The sequence below is a fragment of the Methylotuvimicrobium sp. genome (genome assembly GCF_050611805.1).
Lineage (GTDB): Bacteria > Pseudomonadota > Gammaproteobacteria > Methylococcales > Methylomonadaceae > Methylotuvimicrobium.
Genome location: NZ_JBNGHF010000082.1, coordinates 1 through 13,129 on the forward strand (window position 1 = coordinate 1; position 13,129 = coordinate 13,129).

Annotated in this window: 10 protein-coding genes; 9 read left to right on the plus strand and 1 reads right to left on the minus strand. The window is 51.7% G+C overall.

Annotation, left to right across the window (positions count from 1 at the left end):
- The first annotated feature begins 89 nt into the window (after positions 1-89).
- From ACRJJO_RS20935 to ACRJJO_RS20975, 9 genes are all read left to right on the plus strand, one after another.
- Complete coding sequence (locus ACRJJO_RS20935) at positions 90-1,535, plus strand: amino acid adenylation domain-containing protein (RefSeq protein WP_431067511.1); 1,446 nt, start codon at positions 90-92, stop codon at positions 1,533-1,535.
- Positions 1,536-2,612, plus strand: coding sequence for an acyl-CoA dehydrogenase family protein (locus tag ACRJJO_RS20940; protein ID WP_431067512.1), 1,077 nt, complete (start codon positions 1,536-1,538; stop codon positions 2,610-2,612).
- Between the two features lie 1,698 nt (positions 2,613-4,310).
- On the plus strand, positions 4,311-4,484 hold the full coding sequence (locus ACRJJO_RS20945) for a YezD family protein (RefSeq protein ID WP_431067513.1): 174 nt from the start codon (positions 4,311-4,313) through the stop codon (positions 4,482-4,484).
- Positions 4,485-4,587: 103 nt separating this feature from the next.
- Positions 4,588-6,057, plus strand: coding sequence for an alginate export family protein (locus ACRJJO_RS20950; protein WP_431067514.1), 1,470 nt, complete (start codon positions 4,588-4,590; stop codon positions 6,055-6,057).
- A gap of 18 nt (positions 6,058-6,075) precedes the next feature.
- Positions 6,076-7,080: a sulfate ABC transporter substrate-binding protein gene (locus ACRJJO_RS20955; RefSeq protein ID WP_431067515.1), complete on the plus strand. Its 1,005-nt coding sequence runs from the start codon at positions 6,076-6,078 to the stop codon at positions 7,078-7,080.
- A gap of 418 nt (positions 7,081-7,498) precedes the next feature.
- Entirely contained in the window at positions 7,499-8,326 is an 828-nt protein-coding gene (cysT, locus tag ACRJJO_RS20960) for a sulfate ABC transporter permease subunit CysT (protein ID WP_431067516.1), read from the plus strand.
- Between the two features lie 11 nt (positions 8,327-8,337).
- Positions 8,338-9,204 (plus strand): sulfate ABC transporter permease subunit CysW, encoded by an 867-nt coding sequence (gene cysW / locus ACRJJO_RS20965; RefSeq protein ID WP_431067517.1) that lies wholly within the window; start codon positions 8,338-8,340, stop codon positions 9,202-9,204.
- A gap of 227 nt (positions 9,205-9,431) precedes the next feature.
- Positions 9,432-10,475 (plus strand): sulfate/molybdate ABC transporter ATP-binding protein, encoded by a 1,044-nt coding sequence (locus tag ACRJJO_RS20970; protein WP_431067518.1) that lies wholly within the window; start codon positions 9,432-9,434, stop codon positions 10,473-10,475.
- Between the two features lie 448 nt (positions 10,476-10,923).
- On the plus strand, positions 10,924-11,823 hold the full coding sequence (locus ACRJJO_RS20975) for a LysR substrate-binding domain-containing protein (protein WP_431067519.1): 900 nt from the start codon (positions 10,924-10,926) through the stop codon (positions 11,821-11,823).
- A gap of 39 nt (positions 11,824-11,862) precedes the next feature.
- Here the strand turns inward: ACRJJO_RS20975 and ACRJJO_RS20980 are convergent, their stop codons facing one another.
- Positions 11,863-13,041 (minus strand): LBF_2804 family protein, encoded by a 1,179-nt coding sequence (locus tag ACRJJO_RS20980; RefSeq protein ID WP_431067520.1) that lies wholly within the window; start codon positions 13,039-13,041, stop codon positions 11,863-11,865.
- Positions 13,042-13,129 lie beyond the last annotated feature (88 nt).

Genomic DNA, 13,129 nt, shown 5'->3' on the forward strand with positions numbered 1-13,129 from the left:
TCCCTGCCGCCGACACCTGTCAATCGAGCCACCGAACCCCCTTCCAAAGTTGTCGTCGTTATTTCATGCTCGTTCCTTAATTCTCGATCATGCCCTTACTGACATCATTCGACCTACAATGCCGAAACGCACCGGATCGCCCGGCGTTGATTGAAGGCGAACGTCGATTGAGTTACCGCGAAGTCATGCTTAACTCTGAGCGCCTTGCCGCTCATTTAGCCTCGAGGATCGAGCCCGGCGCTCGCATCGCGCTGGCCTTGGACCGAGGTATCGATGCGGTCATAGCGATTCTGTCCGTCCTGCGTTGCGGCGCATGCTACATCCCGCTGGATATCAAAAATCCGGCTCAACGCTTGCGCTTCATCGTCGACGACGCTATCGTCCACTGCATCATCGGCCGCGGAAACCCTCCCGAGTGGCTCGACACGCCGGCGCTTTGGCTCGATATCGACCGACTGCCCGATTCTGCCCAATCGTACTATCCTCCCGCAGCCACCGACCCCGAAGCCTTGGCGGCAATTCTGTACACTTCGGGTTCGACCGGCACGCCGAAAGGCGTCGCGCTGAGTCATCGCGCATTGCATAATTTCGCCGATTGGGCAGCGCGCACTTTCAAGCTCAACGCCGACGACCGTATTGCATCGTTGGCGCCGTTTCATTTCGACTTATCCGTGTTCGATCTATTCAGCAGTCTGAGCGCCGGCGCTAGCATTAATTTCGTGCCGGCCGGCTTAACCTTATCGCCCAGCCGACTGACGGCCTGGCTGCGTGAACAGCGCATCACCGTGTTTTACACGGTACCGTCTTTGCTCGGCTTCATCGTGCTAAAGGGCGGATTAACCGAACAGCCGTTACCGGATTTAAATACGCTATTGTTCGCCGGCGAAGTTTTTCCGACGCCTCAATTGAAAAAACTCTGCGAACTGCTGCCCGATACCGATTTTTACAATCTCTACGGCCCGACCGAAACCAATGTCTGTTGTTATTGGCCGGTCGATCGGGCTCGTCTCGACGTCGATCAAGCGATACCGATCGGCCATCCCGCTTGCGCTTCGGAATTGAAGATTGACGCGGAAACCTCCGAATTGTGGGTTAAAAGCGTGAACAATCTGTCCGGTTATTGGCGTCAAGGCCGGCTGACCGAAGCCCTGGAAGACGGCGGCTATTACCGGACCGGCGACAAAGTCTCGTTAAACGAGCGAGGCGAATACTGCTATCACGGCCGCCTCGACCGCATGCTGAAATGTTCCGGTTACCGAGTGGAGCCTGCCGAAATCGAAGCACTGATTCTGCAATGCCCGGAAGTCGCCAATTGCGCCGTAGTCGGCATCGACGACAGCGCCAGCGGCCAACGCCCGGCCGCCGCGCTGGTGCTGCATCCCGGCGGCCAATTGAACGGTATTGTCAAAACAGTCAAGCAAGCGCTGCCGGCCTACATGCAGCCGTGCCGGTTCAGCGTGATGGATGCCTTGCCTCTACTCGACAACGGCAAGACCGATTATCAAACCTTACAACGCCAACTGGAGCGACACTGAATGGATATCGATAATCTACCCGCCGCCGGCGGAAGCCAAGCCGCACGGGCGCGTTTTCGTCATTGCGCCGGTTTCGGTCTATTGAAACACGCCGTGCCGCAAAGCCACGGCGGTCACGGCAATCAGTTTACCGATCTCGTGCAAGCCCATGAACAACTCGGCAAAGCCTGCCAGGACCCCGGCTTATTGTTATCGATCAACGCTCATCTGTGGGGCGCCGTTTTCCCGATGCTGAACTACGGAAATGCCGAACAGCAGGCGGCTTATCTAAAGCACCTGCTCGACGGCAACCGTATCGGAGGCCATGCGATTACCGAACCCCAGGCCGGCTCCGACCTCACCGCGTTGTCGATGACTGCGGAGCAGACCGATGCCGGATTCATATTGAACGGACATAAACGCTTCATCACCAATACGCCGATCGCAGACTTACTGGTCGTTTATGCGAGGTCCGGCACTCGATTGTCCGCCTTCATCGTGCACACCGACGACCCCGGCGCCGCCTTTCTCGACTCGCCGCAAGTCTCCGGCTGCAAAAACGCCACGATGGGCAATGTTCGCCTTGACGATTGCCGGATTCCTCTCGACCGGCAACTAGGTAAGATCGGCGCCGGCAACATGATGATTCAGCAGGCGCTGGAGCTGGAGCGGGCCTTTATTTTCGCCGGCATCGGCGGCGTGATGGAGTGGCAATTGGAAAGCGTGATTCGGTTCAGCCGCGAACGCAGAGTCAACGGCATGCATTTAGGCAAGAATCAGGCGATCGCTCATAAGATTGCCGATATAAAAACCCGGCTGGATACGATTCGGCTTTGGGTCAACGAATGCGCGCGCCTGAAAGATCGAAAGCAACGCATCACGCTGGCCAGCGCGCAGACCAAATTATTCGCCGCCGAAGCCTTTCTGCAATCGAGCCTGGACGCGGCGCATATTTACGGTGCTAGCGGCTTGCTCGAAGGTAGTCAGCAACTCGAACGAATACAAGACGCCCTCGCCAGCCGGCTATTCTCAGGCTCATCCGAAATCCAGAAAAACATCATCGCGGCTTTATTGGGTACGGGCGACGGTTATCAATAAATCTGTCATTCCGCATATTCTCCGAGGAGCATAGAGGTGCAATACTTCGCACGACCACATTTTCGGCTTTAAATCGCATTCTTTTGTCCGGTAGCAGCGTGTCGCAAAAACTAAAATATGCTGTTACCCAAGCTCCAGCTCTCATCGTTATACATAAACTGTAGGGTACGCTGCGCGTACCAAAACCGTGCCCTGGCGGTTCGGTTGGCACATGAACATTGCGGGGTTACCATGGTACGCACAGCGTACCCTACGCGGATCGCCTAGCGCTAGGTGAGGGAAAGCCGAGTGTGTCAAGTGACAATAAATGGTGTTGAGGTCTCATTGGCTAAGCTTGCAAAAGGGTAATTTTTTTCTGGTTCCCACGGTCCTCCGTGGGAACCCATACCTTGTCAGCCGAGGCAAGATCGGTATGCATTCCCACGCTGGAGCGGTGGGAACGAGGAAAACGGTAATTTTTGACTTATGTATAACGATGAGAGCTCCAGCTTGGGTAACCTGTTCAGGAAGCTGGAGCTTCCGGGGTGTCTTTCCCAAGCTGGAGCTTGGGAAAGAGCGTGATGTCGACTGGCCGTTATTAGCTTGACGCGCATGGCTTACGAACCCCGTCCTGCTAGGGATATGCTGATCTTTGGGCTTTAGCTGAAGAAACTTGCTAATCAGGAATAGCTTTGTCATTTGTAATTATTCAGCATAAGTCATGTATGAGAAGGTGTCAGGCATTGATTTATAAGGCTGTCTGCAACAGGACGTTGCAGTCAGAGCTTACAGGGATGTATTCAGGGTAAACGCATTAAAATAATCAACATATCAATATGTTATCCAGTTGCTTAGAACGCTTAGTCAATTCGGTTTAACTTATGGTACCCCTCCCTGGGCCCCGTTAGGCCGCGCCGAGCACTGACGATTTTGCCGAGAATAGCCCGTTAGGGGAGCGGCAGGGATGCCGCTCGTTTTCGGAGGGCTAAGGATAGCCCTTCCGAAAACCCTCGGCAAAATCGTCAGCGCGCAGGATGCAGCGGCCTCCGGGTGTCTTTTCTTTTGGATACTTTTCTTTGGACAAGCAAAGAAAAGTATCGCGGTTGTCGGTCCGCGAACCGACTACACATAAGCGTCGCGATAGCGACACAAAGCCTTATTTAGGTTTCAAACAAACCAAATCTTATAGTTAACCAGGAAAAAAAGAATATTTTAACTATCTGATTTTCTATAGTGTTTTAATGCGTTTGCCCTGGGGATGTATTCACCCAGCACCTAAATACCATAATCCATTTGCTATGATAAACAATTTTGGATTATTTAGGTGCTGGGTTCACGCGTCCTTAGAAATCAATGCCTGACACCAACCTACCGTATGCGCTGAATAGTTACTGTCATTTAACCCGAAAATTTGCCTGCTCGAAGTGTCATCATTGCTTTCCCCCTTGTTTGACTATTAGACTTCGCGAAAGAAACAACCGCTGAGACGCTAGAATTTTGAAATCTCTTGCTCGATGACTCTTATCCAACGCCCTCTCCTCCTTCGTTAGCCTTGTCTCAACATCCCGAAGAATGGCGCCTGCCTCTAAAATTTAAATATCTAATAATTAGATATAAAAATCTAATTATATCGTTTCATTTGTTTCCGCTAATTCATTAACATTCGCACAACACCGATTCAGCAAATTTGCACAGAATTAAGTGAAGCGCGGAAATTGTATGAATAAACCATTAGATCTTGATTTATTAAAACTGGATAACCATCAGGAAATCGCTGCACACATCATATCGATTTTGCAGACGATTCGTTTCGGCTCGATAGAAATCGTGGTACATGACGGCCGCATCGTACAAATCGACCGGCACGAAAAATTCCGAGTCAAAACCAGATAAATAATCATTAAATCCACCGAACCATCGGCGATAGATAAACCAATTCAAGGATTGACTGACCGGAACACCGGAAGAAACTGTATTTTCATGAGGAAAATAAACTATGTCACTTTATAAAAAAACCGCTGGAGCGCTATTGACCAGTGCTTTATTAATCCACCCGGCTCAACAGGCGACCGCTAAATCGGACGATGAGCCCTCCAGTTATTACGTAGAACCGGGCAGTTATGGCACGAAACGGGAAACTGACCCGCCCTCCTATACTCGTAATTTAAGCAAGACAGGTATAAAAGGCACGGAGGAGTTGACCTGGCTAGATGCCGGCCTGGATTACCGGATGCGTTACGAGCGCCGCGACGACGATTTACGGCGTCCGACCAGCGGCGGCCTGGACGAACCTCTTCTGTTGCGAACCCGCGCCTATCTCGGTATCAAGGATATTCTCGACCCGTTGCGTGCTGTGGTCGAATTCGAGGATGCGCGTGTTTATAACAGCGACTTTCCTCGTTCCAATCGGGAAGTAAACGAATTCGAACTGATTCAAGGTTATGCGGAATTGCATTTCAAGGACGCGCTGGGTTACGACGATCGCGGCAATGCGCGCCCTGCCTACATTCGTGCGGGACGCATGGCCTTCGAATTTTTAGATCGGCGTTTAATCGGTCTGAATCGCTGGCGCAACACCACCAACAACTTCCAAGGCTTTCGCGCCAGCCTAGGACAAGACGCCAACGATTGGGCGCTCGATTTAATGGCCTTGCAACCGTTGACCCGACTGATGACCGATTTCGACAAACCGAACCAAGATCAGTGGTTTTCAGCGGCAATCGGTCACTGGCGCAAATGGTCTGATATCGTCACGATTGAGCCTTATTACATGGCGCTCAGACAAGACGCTGACCTTAGTAATAGCAACCGTAAACGAGACATTCACGGTACAGGCTTGCGTCTTTATGGTTGGGTGGGCAATACAGGTATCAACTACGACTTAACCGGCATGTACCAATTTGGTCGCGACGACGGACTACAACACGACGCCTACATGGTCACCGCCGAAGTCGGCTATACCTTCAAGCAGCATCCGTGGAAACCTCGAATCAGCGCATTTTACGGCCATGTCAGCGGCGACCAAGACCCTAATGACAACAAGAATAACCGTTTCGAACGCTTCTTCGGATTCGCCCGTCCCTGGTCTTCCGACGACTACATGGTGCCGGAAAACTTGATTGCACCAAAAGTTAAAATCGAATTCGAACCGATCAAGGGTTTGAAAATCGACGGCGGTTATAGCGCCTTTTGGCTGGACAGCAACACCGACCGATTCAGAAATCTACTTGGCGGCGCCAATAATCGCGACCAAACCGGCAATAGTGGCGACTTTTTGGGACATGGGCTAGATATTCGGGCGCGCTATAACTTGACGCCCTATTTGGCCGCCAACGTCGGTTACACCCATTTCACTTTCGGCGACTTCACCAGAAATAGACAAGAAGCAGCCAACGGCAGTAGCTCGGATGACTCGGATTTCGTCTATGTCGAACTGAGTTTCAATGCATTGGATATTTTTCAATAACAGACAAGGTAAATAACAATGAATAAAACAACACTATTAAAAACAGGACTGCTGGCGCTAGGGCTTTTGCTCGCTAACGCGGCGTTTGCCGACCGCAGTCTGCTGAATATTTCCTACGACCCGACCCGGGAGCTGTATCAGGCGTTCAACCAAAAATTCATCGAACACTGGAAAGCAAAAACCGGCGAAACGGTCACGATACAACAATCTCACGGCGGCGCCGGCAAGCAGGCACGCGCGGTCATCGACGGCCTGGAAGGCGATGTACTGACGCTGGCCTTGTCTTACGACATCGACCAGATTGCCAAAATTTCCGGGAAACTCGACAAAGACTGGCAAAAGCGTTTGCCGAACAACAGCGCTCCTTACACCTCGACCATCGTGTTTCTGGTGCGCAAAGGCAACCCGAAAGGCATCAAGGATTGGGATGATTTGACCAAAGACGGCGTTGCCGTGATTACGCCGAACCCGAAAACTTCCGGCGGTGCACGTTACAACTATCTAGCCGCCTGGGCCTTTGCCGAGAAGAAATACGGCAACCAAGAAGCCGCCAAGGATTTTGTCAAAAAACTGTATAAAAACGTGCCGGTGCTGGATTCCGGGGCACGCGGCTCGACCACCACCTTCGTGCAACGCGGCATCGGCGATGTGCTGCTGGCCTGGGAAAACGAAGCGTTTTTGTCGATCGATCAACTCGGTCCGGATCAATTCGAAATCGTCGTGCCGCCGATCAGTATTTTGGCTGAAACTCCGGTTACGGTGCTCGATAAAGTGGCTGAAAAACACGGCACCGCCGATCTGGCTAAGGCTTATCTGGAATACCTTTATTCGCCGGTCGGGCAAAAATTGGCAGCCCAATATTATTACCGCCCGTTTCAACCGGAACATGCCGACCCGAAAGATTTGGAACGCTTTCCAAAATTGGAGCGGCTTTCCGTGGATGCGGTCTTCGGCGGTTGGCACAAGGCGCAGGCCGAGCACTTCGATGACGGCGGCACCTTCGATCAGATTTATGCGCCGTAATATCCCATATCGTTCCCACGCGCCAATGTGGGAATGCATACCTATCTTGCCTCGGCAGCCAAGGTATGGGTTCCCACGGAGGACCGTGGGAACCAGGAATCAACCGCTGGGACTCGGAGCGTGGGAACGATGCTAGAGCTTGTGAAAATGGTTTTTCCTCGTTCCCACGCTCCAGCGTGGGAATGCATACCGCTCTTACCTCGGCAGCAAAGGAATGGGTTCCCACGGAGGACCGTGGGAACCAGGAATCAACCGCTGGGACTCAGAGCGTGGGAATGCATACCGATCTTGCCTCGGCAGCCAAGGCATGGGTTCCCATGGAGGGCCGTGGAGACCAGGAAACGACCGCTTTATCGTCATAAAGAACGGATGAGAGATATCAAACCGCTGTTTTTGCAATTTAACAAAGGCTACCGAAATGCCACAAAGTCATATTATGCCGGGTTTTCGTCCCACACTCGGGTTTACGCTGTTTTATCTGGCGTTGATCGTGCTGATTCCGTTAAGCGCGCTGGTGTTCAAAAGCATGCAGCTCAGCCTGGATCAATACTGGGACATATTGACCAATGCCCGGGTTCAGGCTTCGTTCCGGGTCAGTTTTGTTTCAGCGTTGATCGCGGCCGGTATCGCCGCGCTGTTCGGCTTCATCATCGCCTGGACCTTGGTGCGCTATCCGTTTCCCGGCAAACGCTTGTTCGACGCATTGATCGATCTGCCCTTCGCGCTGCCCACCGCCGTTGCCGGCATCGTGTTGGCGGCGATCTACGAGCCTAATGGCTGGATCGGTCGTATCGTCATGGACACGCTGGGCGTACAAATCGCCTATAAACCGCTCGGCATCGTGTTTGCGCTGATTTTTATCGGACTACCGTTTGTCGTGCGCACCGTCGAGCCGGTGCTGCAGGAATTCGACACAGCGATGGAGGAAGCGGCCGCAAGCCTCGGCGCCAACCGTCTACAAACGTTTATCCGAATCATTCTGCCCAATATCCTGCCGGCAACACTGACCGGTTTCGCGCTGGCCTTCGCGCGCGGGGTCGGCGAATACGGCTCGGTTATTTTCATCGCCGGCAACATGCCCTATGTGTCCGAAATCGTGCCACTGCTGATCATCACCAAGCTGGAGCAATACGATTATGCCGGCGCGACCGCGATCGGACTGACCATGCTGATCATTTCGTTTTTATTGTTATTACTGGTCAACGCGCTGCAATGGTGGGTGCGCCGCCGCAGCGGCCAACTGTGAGAGACGCTTAAATGAATACAGTGACTGCAACTCATGCATACCAACCTAAACCGATCGCGCTAAACGATGCGGGCTGGGTTCGCTTTGGACTGATAGGAACAACCTTGACGATTATCGGGCTGTTCTTGATCCTGCCGCTGGCGACCGTACTGATCGAAGCCTTCAGCAAAGGCTGGACGGCATACAGCGACAGCCTGACTCACCCCGACACTCTGGCGGCAATACGGCTGACGCTGTTGACCGCTGCTGTGACCGTGCCGCTAACGACTTTTTTCGGCATTTGCGCGGCCTGGGCCATCGCCCGTTTTGAGTTTCGCGGCAAAAGTTTATTGATCACGCTAATCGACCTGCCTTTCTCGGTGTCGCCGGTCATCGCCGGTTTGATTTATGTGTTGGTATTCGGCGCTCAAGGCTGGCTAGGCCCATGGTTGTCCGAATACGACCTCAAGATCATCTTCGCGGTGCCCGGCATCATTCTGGCGACCTTGTTCGTGACCTTTCCCTTCGTCGCCCGCGAGTTGATTCCTTTGATGCAGGAAATGGGGCATGAAGAGGAAGAAGCCGCTTTATCGCTGGGCGCCAGCGGTTGGCAGACTTTTTTTAAAGTCACCCTTCCCAATATCAAATGGGGACTTCTGTATGGCGTGCTGCTCTGCAATGCTCGGGCAATGGGCGAGTTCGGCGCGGTGTCGGTGGTTTCCGGCCATATTCGAGGGCTGACCAATACCCTGCCGCTGCATGTCGAAATCACCTACAACGAATACGACTTCGTCGGCTCGTTCGCCAGCGCCTCGCTGCTAGCAGGCTTGGCGGTGGTTACCTTGATTGTGAAAACCTATTTGGAATGGCGGCAAAAGCAGGATAGGAAAGCCGCATGACGCTTTCTCGTTCCCACCGGAGCGTGGGAACCATTTGAACAGAGGACCACGGGAAGCGGAAAAAAGCTCGCTGTCTCGCTGTTTCCCAAGCTCTGCTTGGGAAACGATCTTGCAAGCTCCGCTTGCCGGTCTCGGGAAGCACGAGCTTCCGGGACTGCATTCCCAAGCGGGAGCTTGGGAATGGGCGCACCCAGCCTACATAAACAAATTTGAACGAGAGCATCACGATGAGCATTACTTTAAACCATATCAGCAAACGCTTCGGCAATTTCGCCGCCCTGGACAACATCAACCTGGAAATCCCTGAAGGCGAACTGGTCGCATTACTGGGACCGTCCGGCTGCGGCAAGACCACCTTACTGCGCATCATTGCCGGACTGGAACAAGCGGATCGAGGCCAAGTGTTATTGAACGGCAGCGACGTCACCGATCAGCCGGTCAAAAACCGGCAAATCGGCTTTGTATTTCAACATTACGCGTTATTCCGGCACATGACGGTATTTGACAATATCGCCTTCGGTCTTAGGGTCAAACCGAAAAAGGAACGTCCTAACGAAGCCAAAATCCAGGAAAAAGTGCATGCTTTGCTCAATTTGGTGCAATTGGACTGGCTGGCCGATCGTTTCCCCGATCAACTTTCCGGCGGCCAACGCCAACGCATCGCATTGGCCCGCGCCTTGGCTGTCGAACCGTCGGTGTTGTTGCTGGACGAACCGTTCGGCGCGCTCGATGCCAGCGTTCGCAAAGATTTACGGCTGTGGCTGCGGCATTTGCACCATGAGCTTAACGTCACCAGCATTTTCGTGACTCACGATCAGGAAGAAGCCATGGAAGTCGCCAGCCAGATCGTCGTGCTCAATCACGGCAAGATCGAGCAAAAAGGCTCGCCCAGCGAAATTTACGACAGCCCGAACAACGATTTCGTGTCGCGCTTCATCGGCCATACCAATGTCTTTCAGCTGGAACAGGGCGACAGCGCCTGGCTTGCCGGCGCCGGAATCAGTATCGACGATCCCAAAGGGATCATCGCTCATGTGCGTCCACACAACATCCAAGTCGAAAAACCGCAAGATCCCGCCAACGCCCCCGTTTATTTAAAAGATTGGCAACACCTGGGCGCTATCATCCGGCTGGAATTGAGCAAGGACGGCACTAACGGCAAGGCAACGACGATCTTTGCGGAAATGCCGAACGAACAATTTCGCGAACTGGCTTTAAACAAAGGTGACCGGGTGTCGCTGCATATTAAGCATGCGCATTGGTTTAACTGAACGAATGTATGGATGGCGCGTTCAACGATTTGGCGGGTGGTTTCCGAAAACGGTGGGCAAAAATGGAAAGACTCTTATGAGTGGGTACGATCCCATACGCATCAAGCTAAAAAAACAGCCATCCCGCATCCAGCCATTTCCCATGCTCCAGCTTGGAAAATACACCTCTGAAGCTCTAGCTTCTAGAGACCGGAACAACCGCAATCAACCCCGGCTCGCTGATTCAATCTTCCTTGATATTCGGTAGCTAGAGCTTCCTGAACAGGTTACCCAAGCTGGAGCTTGGGTAACCGCATATTTTAGTTTTGGCGACTACGACTGCCCCCTGCTCGGACACTTGGCTTCGGCAAGCTGAAGCATCTTGCTAATCAGGTTGATTATTAAAACGATATAATTCGATTTATAATTCTAAAAATTAGATATTAAAAACGCTTCAGGCCATCACCTCATGAATCTCAGCCAGATTGAATTACTTCGCACCCTGCATGAAAACGGTTTCAACCTCTCCAAGGCCGCCGACAGCATGCATATCGTGCAATCGGCGGTTAGCCGACAATTACATTTATTCGAGGAAGAATTGGGCTCGCCTTTATTGACAAGAAACGGCAAAAAACTGACCGGTCTGACCGAGTTGGGGCAAAAAGTATTGGCGCAGGCATTAACCATTCAGCAAGCCAAAAAAAATATCCAATCGCTTGCCTCGGAATACTGCAATGGCGACAGCGGAATCCTGCATGTCGCGACGACGCATACTCAAGCAAAATATTTTTTGCCGAAGCCAATACAACGCTTCCGCGCCAAATATCCCGGCGTTAAGGTTTATATCGTGCAGTCCTCACCCGACCACCTGATCGACTTTCTGCATAAAGACCTGGCCGATCTGGCTATTTGCACCGAAAAGGTCGCCGACGATGAGACCTTGATCATCAATCCCTGTTACGAATGGCACCATGCCGTTGTCATCCCAAAAGAACATCCGCTGGCTAGCGGGGACTTAACCTTGGAACGCTTGGCATCGTTTCCGATTCTCACCTACTCGCTCGGCTTTACCGGCCGTTCCAATATCGAGAAGGCCTTTAACGACCGGGAATTGCAAATGGATGTGGTGCTCGCGGCAGCCGATACCGATATCATCAAAACTTACGTGCGCTTGAGATTGGGTGTCGGCCTGATCGCCAGCATGGCATACGACCCGATAGCCGATACTGATTTGGTAGTCCGCAACTTGTCCGATCTCATACCCAGCTCGATGACCAAGATTGCCTACTTGCGGCAGAATTATTTACCCGCCTACAGCCGGCATTTTATTGAAGAACTGTTGGATGCCGCCCGAGAAATGAACACCTGAGATCTTGGTTTTATTCCTATTACACTTCAAATCCCGGCATTATCCCGCATTAAAATCCAGTTCGCATAAGTCTTTAGCCGCATGTAGCTGCCCGTTAAGCAACATATTTTTTAATTTTTCCGCACGCTGCATGTATTCTTCGGTCAATTCTTTAAATGCCTCCGGCAAATGGTATCGCTCCAATCGCGATAAATGTCCGTCGAAAGCGGCGGACACACAAAGCAGATCAAGCAAAAAATAGCGCTCGTGTTCGGCGACTTCATCCAAGAGTGCTAAAAAATCTTCCCAGTTATCGTATTCTTTTGTCTCATCGATTTCGAAGGTGGAACAGAGCCTATGCAGTAATACCAACATATTCGGATGGTAATGTTGCGCCAATACCATCATGACGGCTACCGCCCTGACCGAACCTTCGCGCGCTTTAAGGCTCAATTGTGCAATGACGTCATCGGTGATGACATTCATCGCAATGTGTTCGGCCAGCTTATTCCCGAATAAGCGCAATCTCGCCTCTCTTGCCACTTTATACAATGTAAAGGCATCCCATAGACCGGTTATCGGAATAGCGACCCAACTAAAGGTCAAGCGTATATCGCCTTTTCCAAAAAAGCGGACCAGTAAAAACTTCACCCCCAGACTACTGAGGATGACTTTTGCTTTATATAAAAGCGTAACTAGAAATAATTTAGATTTGGATAAATGCTTTAGCGGATCGATACCTAAATAACGAATGATCGGATCAGGGACTTCCAGTGCCGCGCGCGCTAAAATATTGGGCACGGCATCATCGCCCGGCAGACAAAAGTCTTTGGTAGCTTGGTTATGCCCGGTTAAGCAGGCAAGGCTGTAGACAATTTTAAGCCCTAACCAAAACAGGACTGTCATTTCGACCGTCAACATCACGATCAGCACCGAACCATACAGCAAATAATAGGCTGCCGTTGTCATTGACGCTTGAAATGTCCATTCTATCCATATAGTCACGAATGTGGTCAGAGCGCCTATGGCAAAGGCTATCACAGCCGCGAATGCCGTGATATTAGTCGACAATGCCTGCAGCGTTGCATCGGGCTGTAAGTCATCGATACTGACATTATGCAATTCGGACGTGCCGGCTTTTTTAGCCAAAAACCGATAATACCGAACGCCGAGCGTCTCTAGAAAACCCTCCGGCTCTTCTCTTTGATAGATCGATTTTTTGATCGCTTCTTCAGTCATGGTTTTATTCTTATTTTATGGATCGCACTCTAATCCCTTTTGATCGAAAAACCGTCTAAGAATAAAAGGTATGGGATGTGTCTATCGA

Coding starts and splice junctions, on each gene's coding strand:
- cysW (WP_431067517.1), top strand. CDS start 8,338: ATGAATACAGTGACTGCAACTCATGCATACCAACCTAAACCGATCGCG.
- ACRJJO_RS20945 (WP_431067513.1), top strand. CDS start 4,311: ATGAATAAACCATTAGATCTTGATTTATTAAAACTGGATAACCATCAG.
- ACRJJO_RS20955 (WP_431067515.1), top strand. CDS start 6,076: ATGAATAAAACAACACTATTAAAAACAGGACTGCTGGCGCTAGGGCTT.
- ACRJJO_RS20980 (WP_431067520.1), bottom strand. CDS start 13,041: ATGACTGAAGAAGCGATCAAAAAATCGATCTATCAAAGAGAAGAGCCG.
- ACRJJO_RS20950 (WP_431067514.1), top strand. CDS start 4,588: ATGTCACTTTATAAAAAAACCGCTGGAGCGCTATTGACCAGTGCTTTA.
- ACRJJO_RS20940 (WP_431067512.1), top strand. CDS start 1,536: ATGGATATCGATAATCTACCCGCCGCCGGCGGAAGCCAAGCCGCACGG.
- cysT (WP_431067516.1), top strand. CDS start 7,499: ATGCCACAAAGTCATATTATGCCGGGTTTTCGTCCCACACTCGGGTTT.
- ACRJJO_RS20970 (WP_431067518.1), top strand. CDS start 9,432: ATGAGCATTACTTTAAACCATATCAGCAAACGCTTCGGCAATTTCGCC.
- ACRJJO_RS20975 (WP_431067519.1), top strand. CDS start 10,924: ATGAATCTCAGCCAGATTGAATTACTTCGCACCCTGCATGAAAACGGT.
- ACRJJO_RS20935 (WP_431067511.1), top strand. CDS start 90: ATGCCCTTACTGACATCATTCGACCTACAATGCCGAAACGCACCGGAT.